Genomic DNA, 19,196 nt, shown 5'->3' on the forward strand with positions numbered 1-19,196 from the left:
GATGGCCTACGTACAGATAACGGGGTGGGGCACTTCTGTCCCGGACAATACGGTGACGAGCGCGGAAATCGCTCAGAAGTTCGGCGTCGATGAAGACTGGATTGTGAGCCGCTGCGGAATCCGCGAGCGCAGGCACGTCCAAAATGGGGAGACCACCGCTTCGCTTGCAGTCGAAGCCGGCCGCCGCGCCCTGGCGCGGGCAGGACTGACTGGAGCTGATGTGGCACACCTCATCGTGGCGACGGCAACTCCCGAGCAGCCGTCCCCGGCTACCTCCGCTTTCGTTCACCATGAGCTGCAAATAGCCGGCAGTGCACATGACGTCAATGCTGAATGCGCGGGCTTCGTCTACGGGCTGATCATGGCTTCGGCCCTGATGCAGATTGATCCGCGGCCCATCCTCCTCATAGGCAGTGATACTCATTCCCTCACCACCAACCCCACGGACCGGGACCTGGGGATCCTGGTAGGCGATGGTGCCGGCGCCATTGTGTTGACCCCGGGAGAGTCCGACTGGTTTCATGCCTGGGATCTCGGAGCTGATGGGTCACGCACCGGAAGCCTGCAGGCAGTGGCTGGCGGAAGCCGGATGCCCATTACCGAAGATGCCATCCGGGACGGCCTGCACTACGCCAAAATCAACGGCAACGAAATCTACCTGAACGCTGTTCGCCTCACAGTGGCTACGGTCAGGAAAACACTGCAGGCAGCCGGCAAAGAGGTTGGTGAGGTTGATGTGGTGATTCCCCACCAGGCGAACATTCGCATCATCAATTCCATCGCGAACCACACTGGCCTTGAACAGGGGCAGATCTTCACCAACCTGGAGCGCTACGGCAACACTGCCTCCGCGTCCATTCCGATCGCCCTATCCGAGGCCCTCGACTCGGGGCGGCTGAGTGAAGGCGACCTCCTCCTGCTCGCAGGATTTGGAGCAGGCATGACGTGGGGTTCCGTGCTGATGACCTGGGGCGGAAAATGAACGCGCCGCGCAAACCCGTCCGAGGCCGCCCCGAATCGCCGGTGGCCCTCGTTACCGGCGCCTCCGGTGACCTGGGCCGAGCCCTTGCCGTTGAGCTGGACCGGCTTGGCTGCCGGGTAGCTGTGCACTACAACCGCTCGGAACAGGCAGCGAAAGAAGTCGCCGCCGGATTACTGAACCCCTCCCTGGCGGTGGGTGGAGACATCGCCTCGTGGGTAGACGTCACTGCCCTTTACGAGGAAATCAAGAACGGGCTGGGCCCGGTGGACGTCGTGGTAAACAACGGTGCCCTGCGGAAAGATTCGTTGATGGCCATGCAGGCGCCTGAAGACTGGCAGGAAGTCATTGCCACCAACCTGGTGGGAACCTTCCACGTGAGCCGGGTATGCCTCCCACACATGTTGAGCCAAAGGTGGGGCCGCGTGATCAACATTGTGTCGCCGTCGGGAATCATTGCAACCGCAGGCCAAACCGCCTATTCCGCGTCCAAGGCCGGAGTCATCGGCATGACGCGCACCCTGGCCGCTGAATGCGCCCGCCGCGGCGTCACCGCCAATGCACTGTCACCGGGCTTCATGATTACCGGGATGACTGAATCACTGTCCGATAGCGTCAAGGACGGCATTCGGGACAAATGTCCCATGGGCAGGTTCGGAACCACCACGGAGGTAGCCTCCAGTATGGGGTTCTTCCTTGATGCGGACTACATGACGGGGCAGGTCATCAGCATCGACGGCGGCGTTTCCATCACTTGACCTGCGGGCCATGCAGGGCCGCTATTCACCACGAGAGCGCCGGGGGCACTGCGTCCCCCGGCACAGGACCGGAGCCATGCACATTTTTATCATCCTTCTCACCGCGTCCTCTGTGGCCCTCGCCGGAATTGGCGGGCTCTACTATTCCTACGCCTGTTCGGTAATGCCGGGCCTGCGCAGGACGGACGATGCCACCTTTGTCAGTGCCATGACCCGGATCAACGCTGCTATCCAAAATCCGTGGTTCGCACTCAGCTTCTTCGGCGCGTTCCTGGCCCTGGCCGGCACTTCCGTTTTTGCCTGGAGCAACAACCTTGCTGCAGCCGTGCCGGCAACCCTGGCCTTGGCACTGTACACAACCACCCTGGGGATCACCATGGGTGTCAATATCCCGCTGAACAACCGGCTGGACGCGGAAGCGCGGGCCGGTGACCTGGGCCGGGCCAGGGCTTCCTTCGAAGGGAGATGGACGCGCTGGAATATCCACCGGACCTGGATAGCGCTCGCTGCCCTCATCTCCCTGTGCTTCTCCTGGACGGCCGTGGTGGCGCCGTGACGGCCACGTCCTTTCGTTCCGCTGCCTTCCCGATATCCCGTTCCGGGCCTCCCCGGAAGCCAACCCTCCCGGGCCCCGCATCGGTGTCCGGGACCGAACCCGGCTGGTTCCTTCCGCCGGGGCTCCACCTCGCCGTGCATATGGGCCCGGACGAGGAATCGGCTCCATGGCCCGGTGAAGAGGATCTTGTAGGCCCGGAGTGGGCAGTCAACAGGTACCAGTCACTGCTGGTCAGGGACTGCGCCCGGCGGGCAATGGCGGCGTTGGGCCACCCTCCGGCTGCCATTCCACGCCTGCCACACGGAGGGCCCGCCTGGCCGCCAGGAATAACAGGAAGCCTGACGCACTGCGCCGGCTATCGGGCTGCGATAGTGGGCCTGTCCGACCGCGTCCGTTCGGCAGGCCTGGATGCAGAACCGCATCAGGCGCTGCCGGCGGGAGTGCTTGACCTGATCGCGGGTCCGGCTGAACGGCGCATGGTAGACCGGCTGCGATCAGACGTTCCGGGCGTTCACTGGGACACGGTGCTTTTCTGCGCGAAGGAAGCCGCCTACAAAGCGTGGTTTCCCCTGACCAGGACCTGGTTGCCGATGAACCAGGCCACGGCCTGGCTTAGGACTGACGGCACGTTCAGCATCACTATCCGTATCCGTCCAGATCAGCCGGGCGACTTGTCCCTACTGAGGTGGACCGGCCATTGGAAGATCGATGGCCAATTTCTGTTGGCAGCAGTAGTACGGGAACCACTGGCATAAAGTCAGTACAAAAAACACGGGTGCCCCGCCTTGCGGCGAAGCACCCGTGTTTTCGGTTGAAACCGCCAAAAAGCGGTTCTTCTAGGAATTGGCCTTCTGGTAAGCCTCTTGGATTTCAGCCTGAATTCGACCTCGGCTGTTCACGGTGTAGCCGTTTTCGCGGGCCCACTGGCGGATCTGTGCCGAGTCCTGATTACGCGCCGGGGCAGCTTTACCGCGGGGCGTTTTGCTTCCGGATGCCTTGCGGGCACCTGCCACAAATCGTTCCAGGCCAGAGCGGAGCTGTTCAGCATTGGCTGAAGACAGGTCAATTTCGTAATTGACGCCGTCCAGTCCAAAGCGAATAGTTTCGTCCGCAGATCCGCCATCCAGATCATCCACAAGGATGATTTCTACTTTCTGTGCCATGTAATTATTCCTTTTGGAAACTTGAGCTGTCAGAAAAGCTGGATGCTTTACCTATGAATTATCGTCCCGCAAATGGCGGTACGTCAAAGTGGGCGGATGGACACTGTGAACACTGGACGCTGCGGAAACACGTTGAACAATGGCACGTTTTCTATTTTCCGGCGTCCGCTTCGCCACCGTTGGAGGAATTTGCCGCGCCATCGGCCTCGGCCTGGGCCTGGGCTTCCGCGCGGCGTTCAGCCTTGTCCGCATTGAAGATCGACTTCATGGCAAACCAGAACAACAAACCAACCACCAGTGACGGCAGCAGCACGGCTACGTATTCCACGATCAGTTAGCCTCAGGCTTCAGCAGGGGGAAAAGAATGGTTTCACGGATACCGGCTCCCGTGAACAGCATCACCAGGCGGTCAATACCCAGGCCGATGCCACCCATGGGCGGGGCGCCGTATTCCAGGGCACGCAGGAAGTCCTCATCCAGCGCCATGGCCTCTTCATCGCCGGCAGCAGCACGGCGGGACTGTTCGGTCAACCGTTCGCGCTGGATGACCGGATCGATCAGCTCGGAGAATGCCGTACCGCGCTCCATGCCGCCGATGATCAGGTCCCAAGCCTCAATGAGCCGATCGTCGGTGCGGTGCTGGCGGGCCAGCGGCTGGGCGGACGGCGGGTAGTCGTAGACAAACGTGGGGTTCAACAGGGTGGGCTCAACGATTTCCCCAAAGAGCTCAACCACCAGCTTTTCGGCGTCCCACTTTGGATCGACCTTTACCTCATGCTTCGCCGCGAGTTCGCGAAGTACCTCGACGCCGGTGTCCGGAGTGATCTCCTGGCCTACCGCCGTCGAAAGTCCCGGGTAGACCGGCAGCCATGCCCAGTCGCCGTCCAGGTTGATTTCTCCGGCCTCCGTCTGCAGCGTGCGGCCCACTCCGGCGGCATCGGCGGCGTCGAGGATGATTTCCTTCATCCGCTCGGCCATCACGAACTGGTCAGCCCACGCCTCGTAACATTCAAGGGTGCTGAATTCGGGGCTGTGGGTGGAGTCCACGCCCTCGTTGCGGAACACCCGCCCCATGTCGTAGACGCGATCAATGCCGCCCACCACTGCCCGCTTGAGGAACAGCTCGGTGGCGATGCGCAGCGTCATCTTCTGGTCGAAGGCGTTCATGTGGGTCTCAAACGGGCGCGCCGCGGCACCGCCGTGAACCAGCTGCAGGATGGGGGTCTCCACCTCCACGTAATGGTGGCGGTGCAGGGTCTCGCGGACTGAACGGGTGATCGCCGCGCGCGTGTAAACCATTTGCCGGGCTTCATCCCGGACCATCAGGTCAACGTAGCGCTGGCGGACGCGGGTTTCCTCGTTCAGGTCCGCATGCAGTACCGGAAGCGGGCGCAACGCCTTTGACGCCATGGCCCAGGAATCGGCCATGACGGAAAGCTCGCCGCGACGGGAGGAGATGACCTCGCCGTGCACAAAGACATGGTCGCCAAGGTCCACCAGGGCTTTCCATTCCGCCAACGGCTCCTCGCCTACGTTGGCCAGGCTGAGCATCGCCTGCAGCCGGGCGCCCTTGCCGTCTGTGCCGCCCTCCTGGAGCGTGACAAAGCAGAGCTTCCCGGTGTTGCGAATGAAGACAACGCGGCCCGTGACGCCAACGATGTCCCCGGTGGTGTCGTCCGCTTCAAGGTGCGCATACTTTTCGCGGATCTCAGCCAGCGAGTGCGTGCGGTCAACGCCCACCGGGTAGGCCTCAATACCGCGCTCCATCAGCTTGGCGCGCTTCTCCATCCGGATGCGCATCTGTTCGCTGGCATCAACGGGCTCGGGAGCGTTCTTCGGGGCAGGGGCCGTTCCGGGGATGTTTTGTGAAGTCACAATTTCCAAGTTTACCGGTAGTACCGGTAGCGCTTCCCCGGCCTTCTCCGCCGGAGGGGCTATTACGCCCGGCCTACCCGGAGACCGGGGCGGCGGGCATACACTCAAAAGGTGGAGACGTGGACAGTCGATTCCGAAGACGGCGGCCGGCTGCTGCTGCATTCCTTCAACCGCCCTGAAACTGTCCCGGTGCGGCGCCGGCCTCTATCCAGGGGACAGGCGGAAGCCCAGAGGACGGCGGCTCTACCGCCCTCCTCTGCCCCCGGCGTCGTGCTGGTTCATGGAACCCTGGTCACGGACAAGCTCTACCGCCCCTTTGCGCATAACCTGGGGGTACTGCTGGGCCGGCCGGTGCACTGCTACAACCGGCGCGGGCGCGCCGGATCCAGCCCGCAGGAGAACGGCTATTCGGTCCAGACGGAGATTAACGACCTCGCCGCAGTGATGGCGGCTACCGGTTCCACGGACGTCGTGGGGCACAGCTACGGCGGTTTCGTGGCGCTGCAGGCCGCGCTGACCCTGCCAATCGGCCGGCTGGTGACCTACGACGCCGCGGTGTCCCTGGACGGCAGCCTGCACCACCGGTGGCGGCCGGAACTGGAGGCAGCCGTCACCGCCGGCCAGATGGACCACGCCTGGGCGCACCTGGTACAGGGGCTTGGCACCGCCGGGCCGGTGTCCTACCTCCCTATGGGCGCACTGCGAATGCTGAGCATCGTTTCCGCCCGCACGCGGCTGGGCGCTGAGATGCGGCAGCTGCTGCCCACTGCCGTGAAGGAAATGCGGGCGGTCCTGGATGCTGATGCGGACGCCGCCGACTTCGCGTCAATGACAACACCCACACTGATGCTCACCGGCGGCTGGAGTCCTGGATACTTTGCCGATACCGGCCGCCAGCTCGCGGCCATCTCCCCCGCGGTGGACTTCGCTGTAGTACCCGGGCAGCTGCACGAAGGACCGCTCCGGCCCGGAAAGCGGCTGGCCATGCGGATGGCCCGGTTCCTGAACGCAGTTTCCTGACGGTGACACTTCGGATACTTTCGCGCGGTCCAGCCATGCAGTCGTGCAGGCACCCGGCTTGCTCGGTTAGGCTCGGAGCATGACCCGCGAGATTATCACCACACCCGACGGCGGCACCCTGGAGTTGTTCTCGACCGGCGCCGAACTCGCCACCGCAGGTTCCGGCGTCGTGGTAGTGGCAGCCTCCATGGTGACGGCCGCCGACTACACTCGTTTCGCGCAAAAACTCAGTGCCGCACTGGGCCGGCCTGTGCACACTTTTAACCGCCGCGGGCGCGGCGCCTCCAGTCCGCAGACGGATGACTACACGCTGGAAGCTGACATCCGCGACCTGGACACCGTCATGAAGCACACGTCCAGCACCGACGTTCTTGGCCACAGCTTTGGCGGGGCCGTTGCGCTCCACGCGGCGCGCACGCTCCCGGTGGAACGGCTGGCTGTTTATGATCCGGCCGTCTCCGTCAATCACAGCGTTAAGGCTGACTGGACTGACGACTACGAGCGCGCCACGGCCGCCGGCGACGACGACCGGGCACTGGCCGTGCTGACCAAAGGCCTGGAAACCGGTGGAGCGTTCGCCCGGATGCCGCTGTCCATGCTGACCATCGCGCACAAACTCACCGCCGGAACCCATGCGGGCAAGCAGATGCGCGAACTGATGCGTGCCGGGGTCCGGGAAATCAAGGCAATTATTGCCGCGGACATGCCGGCCGAGCCGTTCCTGGAACTGCCGCTGGAGACGCTGATTGTGGTGGGAGAAAAGAGCCCGGCGCATTTTGGCGTGGCCTGCGGCCAGATCCACGACGTCCTGTCCGGCTCCAGCTACACGATCCTGACCGGCTACGGCCACGACGGCGTCATCAAGGCGCCGGACAAACTGATCACTGAGCTAAGCGACTTTTTCGCGGGGTAACTTCCCGCCCGCGCGTCACCCCGGGCCGGCCCCGTCCAAGTAGGTAGCAGTAGGTGCCGTTTACAGGTCTGTAAAGGGCACCTACTGCTACTCAGTTGGGTCAGTGGGCGGCGTGGCCCGGCCCCGCGCCTTCGGTCTTGCGCATCATGGCCGAGAGCACGATTGCCGCGACCGAGATCAGGGTTGCGGCGAAGAAGGCCGCGTTCATGCCGGCGACGATTCCGGAGGACGCCGAAACTACCGCGTAGATGGACACCAGCAGCGCAGTGCCAGCCGCGCCGGCAACCTGCTGCGTGGTGCTCATGATCGCCGAACCGTGTGAATACAGGTGCTTCGGAAGCGGATTGAGGCCAGTGGTGAAGGCAGGGGTGAACAGTAGTGCCAGGCCGAAACTCAGCCCCACGTGGAGGGTGATGATCCACGGAATCGAGGTGCCGGCGTCGAGCATGGAGAACTGCCACAGGGACAGCACCAGCAGGATGGAACCGGTGAGTGTCAGCGGCAGCGGACCCACCCTGTCGAACAGGCGTCCGATGAACGGCCCCAGCAGGCCCATGGCCAGGCCGCCGGGCAGGAGGGAGAGTCCGGTTTCCAGTGAACCCAGGCCGCGGACTTCCTGCAGGTAGAGCGGCAGCAGGATCACGCCGCCGAACAGCGCCATCATGGCCACGATCATCAACAGGACCGAGACTGTAAACATGCGGAACTTGAAGGCCCGCAGGTCCAGCAGTGGCGATTTGCCCTTCTGCAGCCCCAGCTGGCGTCCGACGAACGCTGAAAGCGCAAGAACGCCCACTACCAAGGCACCGATGGCGATGGTGCTGGGACCGGACTGGCCGCCATGGCCGCCGCCGATCTGGCTCAGCCCGTAAACCAGGCCGCCGAAGGCCGGAACAGTCAGGATGACGGACAGGAAGTCCAGTTTTCCCTTCTCCGTTTCGCCCACGTTGGTGAGGTACTTGGCACCAATGGCGAAGGCCGCAATTGCCACAGGCAGCACGAAGACGAACATAAAACGCCAGGTAAAGTGCTCAAGGATCAGGCCGGACACGGTGGGTCCCATGGCCGGGGCCACCGAGATGGCGATGCTGACGTTGCCCATGACCGAGCCGCGGCGTTCCACCGGGACCAGCGTCAGGATGGTGGTCATCAGCAGGGGCAGCATGATGGCAGTGCCACCGGCCTGGATGATCCGGGCCAGGAGAAGAAGGGTGAAGTCCGGGGCGATGGCTGCCAACGCGGTGCCGCTCGAGAACAGGCCCATGGCCAGCATGAACACGGCTCGGGTGGAGAGCCGCTGCAGGATAAAGCCCGTGGTGGGAATGACAATCGCCATGGTCAGCATAAAGCCGGTGGACAGCCACTGCACGGTAGGTGCGTCGACGCCCAGGTCCACCATCAGGCGCGGCAGGGCCACGTTCATGATGGTCTCGTTGAGGATGACGACGAACGTGGCTACCAGCAGCGTGGCAATAATCGTTACCGACTCGCGGGACATCTTGCCGGATGCGGCCGGCTTAACTTCCGATACTTTCGCGGGATTACCGCGTGTGTCGGAAGAGACTTCTGTGGACATGGATGTTCCCCCAGGGAGATTTGTGATGAGTGTTCTGGCGTGGTCGCTGCAGATTGCAACACTCTACCCGCTGGAGTAATTCCGTTACGAGGAAAATTTATTAACCCTGGGGGAACATTGTCCGCACTAGGCGGTCTGTCCGGCGTGCTGTCCTTCCCGGATTTCTTCCAGCATGGCACTGCAGAAGGCCGGGAGGTCACCCGGGTTGCGGCTGGTCACCAGGCCCTGGTCAACCACCACTTCCTGGTCGGTCCAGTTGGCGCCGGCGTTTTTCAGGTCGGTGGCCAGCGTGTGATAGGAGGTGACGCTCCTGCCCTTAACTACCCCGGCGTCGATCAGCATCCACGGTCCGTGGCAGATCGAGGCCACCGGCTTGTGCTGCTCGAAAAACTCCCGGGTGAACCTCTGGGCGTCCTTGTCCACACGCAGGTGGTCAGCATTCACCACGCCGCCGGGAATCACCAGCGCGTCAAACTCCGAGGCACTGGCCTCGGCGACAGTGAGGTCCACCCGGAAGGTGTCCGCCTTGTCAGTGCCGTTGAACCCCTGCAGCCGCCCGCTGGACGGGGCAACCAGCGTGGGCTGCCCGCCGGCTTCCGTGACGGCCTGCCATGGGCCGGTGAGCTCCACCTGCTCCACACCATCCGTCAGCAGGAAGGCGACTTTCTTGCCTGAAATGTTCTCTGTCATGGTCCCTCCTCGGTTCGAGACTCGATTGAGAGTTTTGTGCCTGACAGCAAACAGACTAGGAAAACCGCAAGTAATAAGCAAGCTGACTACTTGATTAGTTCGTGACTCCTACGACTCCAGCGGTACGTTGTCTATCAACCGCACCGGACCGACTTTTGCGGCAATCAGCGCCAGCCCTTCGCCGCGGAACGGGGTGTCCTGGCAGTTCTCGGCGAGAGGTTCGAGCGTGAGCGGATCAACGACGTCGAAATAATCCAGTTCCACCAACGGCTGGGACTCCACCAGCGCCCGGGCCGAATCCAGGTCAAGCGGCAGGTGCGCATCAGCGCGCTCCCCGATCAACCGGAGTGCTCGCGACAGCACCAGCGCAGCGTCCCGCTCCCGGGCTGACAGGAAACGGTTGCGGCTGGACAGCGCCAGCCCGTCGGCGTCCCGGACCGTGGGAACGGCCACAATATCCACCGGGAAGAACAGGTCCGCCACCATGCGCTGCACCAACGCCAGCTGCTGGGCATCCTTCTGGCCGAAGTAGGCGCGATAGCCTGCCTCACCAAGGCCCGGCAGCCCGTAATGCAGCAGCTTGGCCACGACTGTCAGCGCGCCGTCGAAGTGCCCGGGCCGGGAGGCACCCTCCCACTTTTCACCCAGCGGGCCGGACGTGATCCGCACCAGCGGCGGCCCACCCGGGTAAACCTCATCCACAGACGGCGCGAACGCCAGGTCCACGCCTTCGGCGTCCAGCAGTGCCAGGTCAGCATCCAGGGTGCGGGGGTAGCGGTCCAGGTCCGCCGCTTCACCGAACTGGAGCGGGTTGACGAAGATGCTTGCCACCACAACGTCGTTATGCTCGACGGCGGTACGCGCCAGCTGCGCGTGCCCCGCGTGGAGTGCCCCCATGGTGGGCACGAGCCCCTGGGAGGGCGCTCCTGCTTCTCCTGCCGCCGCCGCCGCCAAGAGGCGGGCGCTTTCGGCCCGCAGCTCCGCCGCCGTGGTAACCAGCTTGATGCCCATTTACCTATTCCCTTCCCCTTCGGGTGTGTCCGGACCGGGAGAATCAGCGGATCCACGCCCCGCGGTACCCTCATCGCCGGTACCGTCATCACCGGCGCCCTCATCGAAACTGTGATTGTCCACGGGACCCAGTGCCGCGCGGACGGCTTCCGCCTGCCCCGCTTTGAGGAGGCCGCGCGCCTCAGCCCGCCGGGCTGTGGCTTCCGCCATGGAACGGTAAGCCTGAAGCACGTCCCCGGACGCGCCGTCGTCGAATTCTGTCAAGGCCGCCGTGTGGGCGGCGACCGTTCCGGCATCACCCCGGGCCACGGGTCCGGTCAGGGCGGATTCGCCGGAGGCCAGCGCGTTCTCCAAGGTGGCGCGGAGCAGGGGTCCCAGCATCCGGCTGGAATCCTCGACTCCCACGGTCCTGAGCAGCTCAGACGCCTGAGCCACCAGCGTGACCATGTGGTTGGAGCCGTGGGCCAGTGCCGCGTGATAGAGCACCCGGTCTGCCTCGGCAATGGCAACAGGCTCGGCACCCATCTCCACCACCAGCGCTTGGGCGATGGGCAACATGGCAGCGTCGGCGGTCACGCCGAAAGTGCAGTCCGGCAGCCTGGTGAGGTCCAGGCTCATGCCGGTGAAGGTCATGGCCGGGTGCAGCGCCAACGGGATGCCTCCGGCCACCCGCACGGGATGGAGGACGCCCACGCCGAACCTGCCCGAGGTATGCGCCACCAGCTGGCCCGGTTGCCACGCGCCGAGCCTGGCCAGGCCATCCACCAGCCCCTCCAGGGCGTCGTCCGGGACAGCGAGGATCACCAGCTCGGAACGCTCCACAATGTCCTCCACGGCCATCACCGGAACGCCCGGCAGCAGTGCGGCCGCCCGTTCCAGGCTGGCGTCACTCAGCGCGGAAACCCCGACGACGGCATGTTCGGCCGCGCGCAGGGCAGCACCGAGAACGGCGCCCACTTTGCCGGCGCCAATGATTCCGATGCCCAGCCGTCCCGGTTTAGCCATTGCTGATGTGTTCCTGTCGATCGTCGTACGGAGCCTGTTGTGTTGCGGGCGGAGTCTGGGGCGAAGCCTGCGGGTTCTGCGCGAGCGCCTGCTCCTGCTCCTGCTCCTGCTCCTGCTCCTGCGCCAGCCTCGCCAGTTCCGGTCCCGCACCCACCGCTGCCAGCCATTGCTCGCTGGTCTGCTTCCTGCGCGCTGCGCGGGCCCGGGCCGACTGTTCGTCGAACAACTGGGTGGCCACCTTACGATCCGCCTGGATCAGCCTCGGGGAAACCGGGCCGGCAGTGGTGTGCAGGACCAGGTCCACCACATCGAAGCGGCGGGCGAGCGGCCCCTGGTGCAGCGCCATTGACTGGGTCCTTTGGTGCGGCACCACCACCAGCGTCCGCCACCAGCGGCCGGAGCGCAGCAGCAACGCCGTCTCCGTCGGGGCGAACCCATTGCGGCGCCAGCCCAGCGGAGCCAGCGGACGGATGCGCCGCGGCGAGGTGACAAAACCGCCGTCGGAATCCAGTCCGTGCATACCGTCCGAAAAGAGCTCCCCGGGCCGGTCGGTGCCCGCATCGGGCAGCACCAGGGCTAGGATCCGCAAGGCATCCTCAAAGCTGCCCACCGGAAGAAGCGTGGTCCGGGAAGGACTGTCCGGACCCATCCCGTAGCCGGCCACGTTGACGTGGATTTTGTACCAACCGAACGGCCGCCACAGCGGCGACTGGACCACTTTGAGCGCCTGGATCCGGCCCGGCGGCAGGGTTTGCGCCTGCGTGTCCAGCAGGCCGTACCGGAGCCGGATTCCATCGGGCGAAATGGCTGCCGTGAAGTTGTAACCCTTATTGAACGCGGACCAATAGGATGCCACGATGCCCAACCCCGCCGGCACCAGGTAGAGGTAAAAAACGGAGCTGCCGGTCAGACTCGCCAACACCACCGTGGCCAGGGCGCCCACTATGATGCCGATGGTCTGCTCACCCAATAGCAGCGAACCGAACAGGCGCGACGGCGGTACGGTCAGCACCGGCAGTTCCGGCGCCTCGGGTGCCTGGGCCGCTTGCTGTTCGGGATTTTGCGGAACACCGGCGGCGCGGGCCAGGATCGTGGCCCGCAACTGCCTGGCCTGGTCCATCTTCAGGAAGGCGAGCCGGACGGCTGATTCCCCGCCGTCAGCCACCTCGAACTTGAGCTCCGCGAGCCCGAAAATGCGCGCCATAAACGGCTGCACAACATCGATTGCCTGCACCCGGTCCAATCGGGCCTGGCGCTGTTGCCGGAAGATAAAACCGGAGTTGACCCGCACGTGGCCTTGAGAAACCTGATAACGGGTGAAGTACCAGCTCAGCACAAAGCCGCCCACCGCCAGGAGGAGCAGCCCTCCGCCGATGCCCAGCAGCCACGGTCCGCGCCGGGCCAGCTCGTCTTCCAGCGCAGGTCCGCCCTGCAGCAGCCTCTCGAACGAATCCCGTCCCACGAAGAACACAATGGCCACCAGCGCCAGCCAGCCACGCACGAAAGGTGACGCCGGATGTACCCGCAACCACTCGCCGTCGTCCGCTTTTTGTTCGGCGCCCTGCTGCACTGGCGCTGGGGAGCCAGGCCGCAGCACCGACTCTGCCACTGCCTCTGCCGTTCCCTCTGGGGCGCGGGGATCCGGCGTCGTCACAAGCCTGCCAGCCTGGCTTCACCCCGGGCGGTGAGCTGCTCCCGCAGCCGGGCACCCTCCGCGGCCGGAAGCCCGGGGATGGTGGCGTTGGTACCCACAGCGGCAGTGTGCAGTTTCAGAGTGCACAGGCCGAGGGAACGCTCCACGGGGCCCGCGCCGATGTCCACGTACTGCATCCGCCCATACGGAACCACCATGGTGCGCTGGAAGATTATGCCGCCGCGGATCAGGAGATCATCCTCCCGTTCGGCGTAGCCAATAGCCCGCACCTGGCGCGGAATCAACAAGAGCTCCCAGACAGCGATGACCGCAGTGAGCACCGGAAGGGCCATGGCGATCCACAACGGCGGCCAGGACCACCAGCCCAGCTGGACAAAAACCAATGGCAGGGAAAGCAGCACCAGTGCAAGGCCTGAGCCAATGGCCCAGGAGATCAGCCGTAGCTTCAGGAACTTCGGCGACACCCGCTGCCACACTATTCCGTGCGGATCAATCGCCTCGATAGGCATATTCGCCTTCCCCCTCAGTTTCCCCCGGAGTCCCGGGATCGTCCCCCTGCATATCGTCCGGCGGAATCCTGCAGAACCATTCCACCAGCAGGCCCACTACCATCATGGCAAGACCGCCGGCGGCCATGGCCAGGGCCAGCCAGATGATGCTCCCGCCGACACCCATGCTCCAGACACGCAGCTGATCCAGGAAGATTCCGGCATGCCAGCCAAGCAGTACTGTGCCGGCATACGCGCAGGCCTGGGCCAGGACCACGGTACGGGCGGCCAGGAGCGGATTGAGCATGGCCTTTTTGGCAGCGGCTCCCCGCTTGGCCGGGTTGCCGGGCTTCATGCCGTTGGATCCGTTGCCGCCGTTTGCCTGGCGGTCCCTGAGGCTGTTCCGCCAGCGCAGCACGCGAAGGCCCAGCAGCAGCGTGATCACAATAATGACGCCCATGGTGGCAAGGGCCGTGGCCGGCAGAACGGGCGTGGACAGGCCGAACCGGCTGGTAAGGACCGTAGCGAACCAACCGGCCAGGGCAAGCGACAGCCCCACCAGGAGCAACCGTACGGGCTCGATGGGCTTCATGAATCTATTCAACCGCCCCTGCGGTGGGCAATCCGTCAAAATCCCCGAATCCATCAAACGGGGCAAGGTCCGGATAATCCGAGGCACGGGCGGCCAACTCGCTGATGCGCTCACCATTCAACGTGGCTGCCGGTTCAATCAGGGACCAAGGGTAGAGCACAAAAGCCCTGATGGCGGCACGCGGGTGGGGCAGGGTGAGCTCAGGATCATCGCTGGCGACGTTGCCGTACACGATGATGTCGACGTCGAGCGTCCGCGGCCCCCAACGCACCTCCCGGACGCGGTGGTGCTTGTGTTCCACTGCCTGGCAATGCTGCAGCAGTTCCCTGGGGGACAGTGAAGTCTCCACCGTAACCACCATGTTCAGGAAGTCGGGCTGGCCCGGCGGGCCGCCCACCGCTTTGGTCTGCACGATGGGCGAGACAGCCAGCAGGCGCACTTCCGGCGGATCAACCAGGTCTGCGACCGCACCGGAGAGGGTGTCGTTCCGTTCGCCGAGATTGCTCCCCAGCGCCAGGACAGCCTTGGTGTAACCGCTCACGCCCGGCTCCGTTGCACGGTCACGGCAACATCACCAAAAGGTACCTCGATGGGGGCCTTGGGCTTGTGCACCGTGATTTCGACGGCCTGCAGGGGGAACGCCGCCAGCAGGTCCTCAGCCATGGCTACGGCCAGTGCTTCGATGAGGTTGAACGGTTTGCCGGTGATCCAGCCCTTGATCCGTTCCGCCACCTCGCCGTAGTGGGCAGTGTCCAGGACGTCGTCGGACGCCGCGGCCTTGCCGAAATCCAGGTACAGCACGGCGTCCACCACAAACGGCTGGCCCTCCCGCCGCTCAAATTCGAACACGCCGTGGTTCCCCGTGGCGGCTACCCCCGTCAGCGTGATCTTGTCCATGGTCAGTCCTTCGGACGGGGTGAGGCGATACGGGCGGCCACCTTAACGGCGTCGAGGCTGGGCCCGACGTCATGGACCCGTACGGCCCAGGCGCCTTTGAAGGCGCTGATGGCGGTGACGGCCGCGGTAGCCCCGTCACGTTCCTCGGGGGCTGCAGTCTTGCCGGAAACCGTCAGCAGGCTGCCCAGGAACCGCTTGCGGGAGGCGGCTACCAACACCTTGTGGCCCATGGCCTGGAACGAGTCCAGGCCATGCAACAGCTCCCAGTTATGATCCTCGTTCTTGGAAAAACCCAGGCCCGGATCAACAATGATCTGTTCCGGAGAAACGCCCGCGGCGTACAGCTTGTCCCGCACTCCGGACAGCTCGCCAACAACGTCTGCCACGACGTCGTTGTAGTCAGCCAGCCCGGTCATGGTGCGGGCATCGCCTCGGCGGTGGGTGAGGATGTAGGGCGCCTTGGAGCGGGCTACGAGCTCCGGCATCCCGGGCTCGATCGTCAGGCCCGAGACGTCATTGATGATGGTAGCTCCTACTTCCAGGGCCGATGCCGCCGTGCTGGCGTGTGTGGTGTCGATGCTCACCAGGGCGCCGGCCTTCACCAGGGCCTGGATCACGGGGATCACCCGGCGCTGTTCCTCTTCAGGAGTGACGTCCTCGGCTCCGGGGCGGGTGGATTCGCCGCCGACGTCGATGATGTCAGCGCCGGCGTAGAACATCCGCAGGCCTGCGGCGATGGCGGTGTCGGCGGTGGGGTGCTTTCCGCCGTCGCTGAAGGAATCAGGGGTGACGTTGAGGACGCCCATTACCAGGGTGCGGTCGGTGGGAAGATCGGACATCCGTGCCGGACGGCGGGATTTCCGCAGAATGGGCATGGGGCTGGTGGCGGGCCCGGTTCCAGGCGCCGCTGCTAGTGAATCCATGGGCTGGTTCTTACCTTCCGAGTATGAGGCTCATTGCTTCGGCCCGGGTGGCCGGATCATGCAATTGCCCGCGCACGGCACTGGTGACAGTCTTTGCGCCAGGTTTACGGACACCACGCATGGACATGCACATATGCTCGCATTCAACGACAACTATGGCGCCACGGGGCTTGAGGTGGCTGACCAGTGCTTCAACGATCTGGGTGGTAAGCCGCTCCTGCACCTGCGGGCGGAGCGCAAAGATATCCACCAGCCGGGCCAGCTTGCTCAGCCCGGTAACTTTGCCGTCGTGCGACGGAATGTAACCGACGTGGGCCACCCCATGGAACGGCACCAGGTGATGCTCACACGTGGAGTAGAACGGGATGTCCTTGACCAGGACCAGTTCCTCATGATCCAGGTCAAAGGTGGTGGACAGGACTTCCGCCGGATCGTGGTGAAGTCCGGCGAACACCTCCGAGTACGCCTTCGCCACACGTTTGGGGGTATCCACCAGCCCGCCGCGGTCCGGGTCCTCGCCGATCGCCAGCAGGATTTCGCGGACGGCCGCCTCGATCCGGGGCCGGTCCACCGGGGTAAGGGGTACTCCGTTCCCGGGTGTCTGGGGGGCAAAGACGTCCCCGTTTCCCGGGAAGGCAGCGGGGAAGTCGTCGTCGTCGTCGAAGGAAGTCACAGAACCAGCTTATCCGTGCTGGTCGTCAGGATTGTTCCCGGGGGCCTGGAAGGCGTCTTCGTCCGGAACTCCCTGTGGATGCGGAGGCTGGGCATCCAATGGCTCTTCCAGGCGTGCCTTCCGGGCTTCCTCCTGGGCCTCACGCTCTGCCTTTTCCTGGCGGGACTCCACCGGGCCGGAACTCTGCACGGGACGGGTCTCTTTGGAAAGCCACACTTCGCGGAAGTCGCTCTTGCGGACGTCGGTAAATATCTCGGCGATCTCTGCCTGGTTAAGGGTTTCGCGTTCCAGCAGCTCCAAAGCCAACTGGTCCAGCACGTCGCGGTTCTCGGTGAGAATGGCGTAGGCCTCATCGTGAGCCTGGTCGATCAGCCGGCGTACTTCCTCGTCCACCACGTACGCGATCTGGTCTGAGTAGTTGCGCTCGTGGCCGGCGTCGCGGCCCAGGAAGGGCTCGCCGCCGCCCTGGCCGAGCCGTACGGCACCAACGCGCTCACTCATGCCGTATTCAGTGACCATCTTGCGGGCGGTGGCGGTTGCCTTTTCAATGTCATTCGAGGCGCCGGTGGACGGATCGTGGAAGACGATTTCCTCAGCGACACGGCCACCCATGGCGTAGGCCATCTGGTCGAGGAGTTCGTTGCGGGTGACCGAGTATTTGTCGTTGTCCGGGACCACCATGGTGTAGCCCAGGGCACGACCACGGGGCAGGATGGTGATCTTGGTGACCGGGGCCGAGTTACGCAGGGCGCCCGCCACCAGGGCGTGGCCGCCCTCGTGGTACGCGGTGATCTTGCGCTCGTGTTCCTTCATGACGCGGCTGCGCTTCTGCGGACCGGCCATGACACGGTCGATTGCCTCATCCAAGGCGCGGTCATCGATCAGGTTGGCGTTGGAGCGGGCCGTCAGCAGTGCGGCCTCGTTAAGGACGTTGGCCAGGTCTGCACCGGTGTACCCAGGGGTCTTCTTGGCGACTGCGCGCAGGTCCACCCCGGGCGCCATCGGCTTACCCTTGGCGTGGACGCTCAGGATCTGTTCGCGGCCCACAAGGTCCGGCGCTTCCACCGAAATCTGGCGGTCGAAACGCCCCGGGCGAAGGAGGGCGGGGTCCAGAACATCCGGGCGGTTGGTAGCGGCGATCAGGATCACGTTGGTTTTGACGTCGAAGCCGTCCATCTCCACGAGCAGCTGGTTGAGGGTCTGCTCGCGTTCATCGTTGCCGCCGCCGATGCCGGCACCACGGTGACGGCCTACGGCGTCGATCTCGTCCACGAAGATGATGGCGGGCGAATTGGCCTTGGCCTGCTCGAAGAGGTCGCGAACACGGGAAGCACCGACGCCGACGAACATTTCAACAAAATCCGAGCCGGAGATGGAGAAGAACGGGACGCCAGCTTCACCTGCGACAGCGCGGGCCAGGAGGGTCTTACCGGTACCTGGCGGGCCGTAGAGCAGAACGCCCTTAGGGATCTTGGCGCCCACTGCCTGGAACTTGGCCGGTTCCTGGAGGAATTCCTTGATTTCCTGCAGTTCCTCGACGGCCTCGTCAGCACCGGCAACGTCCACGAACGTCACCTGCGGCATGTCCTTGCTGACCATCTTGGCCTTGGACTTGCCGAACTGCATGATCTTGGAACCACCACCCTGCATGCGGGTCATCAGGAACCAGAAGAGTGCTCCCAGGAGGAGGACAGGAATCAGGAGGGAGAGCAGTCCGGAGAACCAGTTGCTCTCCAGAGGCTGATCAGTGAAGCCTTCCGCGGGTTCGGCGTTGGTAACGGCCTCGACCACGTCAGGGCCGCGGGCATCAACGAACTTGAAGTAGACACTTTTGCCCTTGTCCTGGTCGTCAATCACCAGAGTGTCCTTCAGCGTCAGGTCTACCCGGTTCTCGCCGTCGAGGATCTTCGCCTGCTCCACTGCCCCGGGCTCGTCAAGAAGCTCAAGGCCCCGGTCCGTATCGATTTGAGCGGAACCGCCGGGCGCAAGCGTTGCAAAGGCAATTAACATCAAGCCGATAACAACGACAATCCAGATGCCCGGACCCTTGAAGAAACTCTTAGCTTTCATCTGATCGGGGGCTGGCCCCGTCCCTCCTGGTAGTGCTGCACGGCGCGTCCTCTGAGCGCGCGTGGGGTGCTGCGTCAGCTACTAGCTATACACCGTCCGCATTGGTTCACGCATAGTCAAGGTCAAAAGTTCCCTCTGGGCGTAGTGAGGCCGCGGCCTGGAGTCAGTTGATCCGGCGGACACCGGCACTTCTGCACCGCTATGCCCGGCTCTGCCCCGGGCAGGCTTTCTCGAGCCGGGCCGATGGCGCACCGCGGCTTCATCACCGGACCTAAGTGGTGCAAAACGGAGGCTGGCTTTATCCACATAGCCCGATGATGGGCTGCCGACCCGCTGCGGACTGCACGAAGGTG

General features: G+C 64.2%; 21 protein-coding genes. 6 read left to right on the forward strand and 15 right to left on the reverse strand.

What is annotated here, in order from left to right; all coding sequences use genetic code 11:
* The first annotated feature begins 1 nt into the window (after position 1).
* From AC50X5_RS08085 to AC50X5_RS08100, 4 genes are all read left to right on the forward strand, one after another.
* Entirely contained in the window at positions 2–982 is a 981-nt protein-coding gene (locus tag AC50X5_RS08085; RefSeq protein WP_494975579.1) for a 3-oxoacyl-ACP synthase III family protein, read from the forward strand.
* Positions 979–1,737: a 3-oxoacyl-ACP reductase family protein gene (locus AC50X5_RS08090; RefSeq protein WP_494975580.1), complete on the forward strand. Its 759-nt coding sequence runs from the start codon at positions 979–981 to the stop codon at positions 1,735–1,737. The genes AC50X5_RS08085 and AC50X5_RS08090 overlap by 4 nt, the downstream gene beginning before the upstream one ends.
* A gap of 76 nt (positions 1,738–1,813) precedes the next feature.
* Entirely contained in the window at positions 1,814–2,293 is a 480-nt protein-coding gene (locus AC50X5_RS08095) for an anthrone oxygenase family protein (protein ID WP_494975581.1), read from the forward strand.
* Between the two features lie 83 nt (positions 2,294–2,376).
* Positions 2,377–3,048, forward strand: a complete 672-nt coding sequence (locus AC50X5_RS08100) for a 4'-phosphopantetheinyl transferase family protein (protein ID WP_494975582.1) — start codon at positions 2,377–2,379, stop codon at positions 3,046–3,048.
* A gap of 81 nt (positions 3,049–3,129) precedes the next feature.
* On the opposite strand, the gene AC50X5_RS08105 is transcribed toward AC50X5_RS08100, so the two are convergent.
* From AC50X5_RS08105 to lysS, 3 genes are all read right to left on the reverse strand, one after another.
* Positions 3,130–3,456 (reverse strand): histone-like nucleoid-structuring protein Lsr2, encoded by a 327-nt coding sequence (locus AC50X5_RS08105; RefSeq protein WP_494975583.1) that lies wholly within the window; start codon positions 3,454–3,456, stop codon positions 3,130–3,132.
* A gap of 151 nt (positions 3,457–3,607) precedes the next feature.
* Positions 3,608–3,784 (reverse strand): hypothetical protein, encoded by a 177-nt coding sequence (locus tag AC50X5_RS08110; RefSeq protein ID WP_494975584.1) that lies wholly within the window; start codon positions 3,782–3,784, stop codon positions 3,608–3,610.
* Positions 3,785–3,786: 2 nt separating this feature from the next.
* Entirely contained in the window at positions 3,787–5,256 is a 1,470-nt protein-coding gene (lysS, locus tag AC50X5_RS08115; RefSeq protein ID WP_494976070.1) for a lysine--tRNA ligase, read from the reverse strand.
* A gap of 186 nt (positions 5,257–5,442) precedes the next feature.
* Between lysS and AC50X5_RS08120 the strand changes: the two genes are divergently transcribed.
* The gene (locus tag AC50X5_RS08120) at positions 5,443–6,351 is read left to right on the forward strand and encodes an alpha/beta fold hydrolase (protein WP_494975585.1); all 909 of its coding nucleotides are present in this window, start codon (positions 5,443–5,445) and stop codon (positions 6,349–6,351) included.
* Between the two features lie 79 nt (positions 6,352–6,430).
* Positions 6,431–7,264: an alpha/beta fold hydrolase gene (locus tag AC50X5_RS08125; RefSeq protein ID WP_494975586.1), complete on the forward strand. Its 834-nt coding sequence runs from the start codon at positions 6,431–6,433 to the stop codon at positions 7,262–7,264.
* A gap of 100 nt (positions 7,265–7,364) precedes the next feature.
* Here the strand turns inward: AC50X5_RS08125 and AC50X5_RS08130 are convergent, their stop codons facing one another.
* The 12 genes from AC50X5_RS08130 to ftsH form a co-directional block, all read right to left on the reverse strand.
* Positions 7,365–8,840, reverse strand: a complete 1,476-nt coding sequence (locus AC50X5_RS08130) for an MDR family MFS transporter (protein ID WP_494975587.1) — start codon at positions 8,838–8,840, stop codon at positions 7,365–7,367.
* Between the two features lie 126 nt (positions 8,841–8,966).
* Positions 8,967–9,530: a type 1 glutamine amidotransferase domain-containing protein gene (locus tag AC50X5_RS08135; RefSeq protein ID WP_494975588.1), complete on the reverse strand. Its 564-nt coding sequence runs from the start codon at positions 9,528–9,530 to the stop codon at positions 8,967–8,969.
* Positions 9,531–9,638: 108 nt separating this feature from the next.
* A complete protein-coding gene (panC, locus tag AC50X5_RS08140) occupies positions 9,639–10,541 on the reverse strand; it encodes a pantoate--beta-alanine ligase (RefSeq protein WP_494975589.1) in 903 nt (300 codons plus the stop codon).
* Positions 10,542–11,546 carry a Rossmann-like and DUF2520 domain-containing protein gene (locus tag AC50X5_RS08145; RefSeq protein WP_494975590.1) on the reverse strand — a complete coding sequence of 335 codons (1,005 nt, stop codon included), beginning with the start codon at positions 11,544–11,546 and terminating at the stop codon, positions 10,542–10,544. It abuts the gene before it with no gap.
* Positions 11,539–13,143 (reverse strand): PH domain-containing protein, encoded by a 1,605-nt coding sequence (locus tag AC50X5_RS08150; protein ID WP_494976071.1) that lies wholly within the window; start codon positions 13,141–13,143, stop codon positions 11,539–11,541. Before AC50X5_RS08150 ends, AC50X5_RS08145 begins: the two co-directional genes overlap by 8 nt.
* Positions 13,144–13,196: 53 nt before the next feature.
* Positions 13,197–13,709: a PH domain-containing protein gene (locus tag AC50X5_RS08155; protein WP_494975591.1), complete on the reverse strand. Its 513-nt coding sequence runs from the start codon at positions 13,707–13,709 to the stop codon at positions 13,197–13,199.
* Positions 13,690–14,280: a DUF3180 domain-containing protein gene (locus tag AC50X5_RS08160; RefSeq protein ID WP_494975592.1), complete on the reverse strand. Its 591-nt coding sequence runs from the start codon at positions 14,278–14,280 to the stop codon at positions 13,690–13,692. The genes AC50X5_RS08155 and AC50X5_RS08160 overlap by 20 nt, the downstream gene beginning before the upstream one ends.
* Positions 14,281–14,284: 4 nt before the next feature.
* On the reverse strand, positions 14,285–14,821 hold the full coding sequence (gene folK, locus AC50X5_RS08165) for a 2-amino-4-hydroxy-6-hydroxymethyldihydropteridine diphosphokinase (protein ID WP_494975593.1): 537 nt from the start codon (positions 14,819–14,821) through the stop codon (positions 14,285–14,287).
* Positions 14,818–15,177, reverse strand: a complete 360-nt coding sequence (gene folB / locus AC50X5_RS08170) for a dihydroneopterin aldolase (RefSeq protein WP_494975594.1) — start codon at positions 15,175–15,177, stop codon at positions 14,818–14,820. The genes folK and folB overlap by 4 nt, the downstream gene beginning before the upstream one ends.
* A gap of 2 nt (positions 15,178–15,179) precedes the next feature.
* Complete coding sequence (gene folP, locus AC50X5_RS08175) at positions 15,180–16,100, reverse strand: dihydropteroate synthase (RefSeq protein WP_494975595.1); 921 nt, start codon at positions 16,098–16,100, stop codon at positions 15,180–15,182.
* Between the two features lie 10 nt (positions 16,101–16,110).
* Entirely contained in the window at positions 16,111–16,773 is a 663-nt protein-coding gene (folE, locus tag AC50X5_RS08180) for a GTP cyclohydrolase I FolE (RefSeq protein WP_494975596.1), read from the reverse strand.
* Positions 16,774–16,782: 9 nt separating this feature from the next.
* Positions 16,783–18,843 carry an ATP-dependent zinc metalloprotease FtsH gene (gene ftsH, locus AC50X5_RS08185; protein WP_494975597.1) on the reverse strand — a complete coding sequence of 687 codons (2,061 nt, stop codon included), beginning with the start codon at positions 18,841–18,843 and terminating at the stop codon, positions 16,783–16,785.
* Positions 18,844–19,196 lie beyond the last annotated feature (353 nt).

The sequence above is a fragment of the Pseudarthrobacter sp. MDT1-40-2 genome (assembly GCF_059383595.1).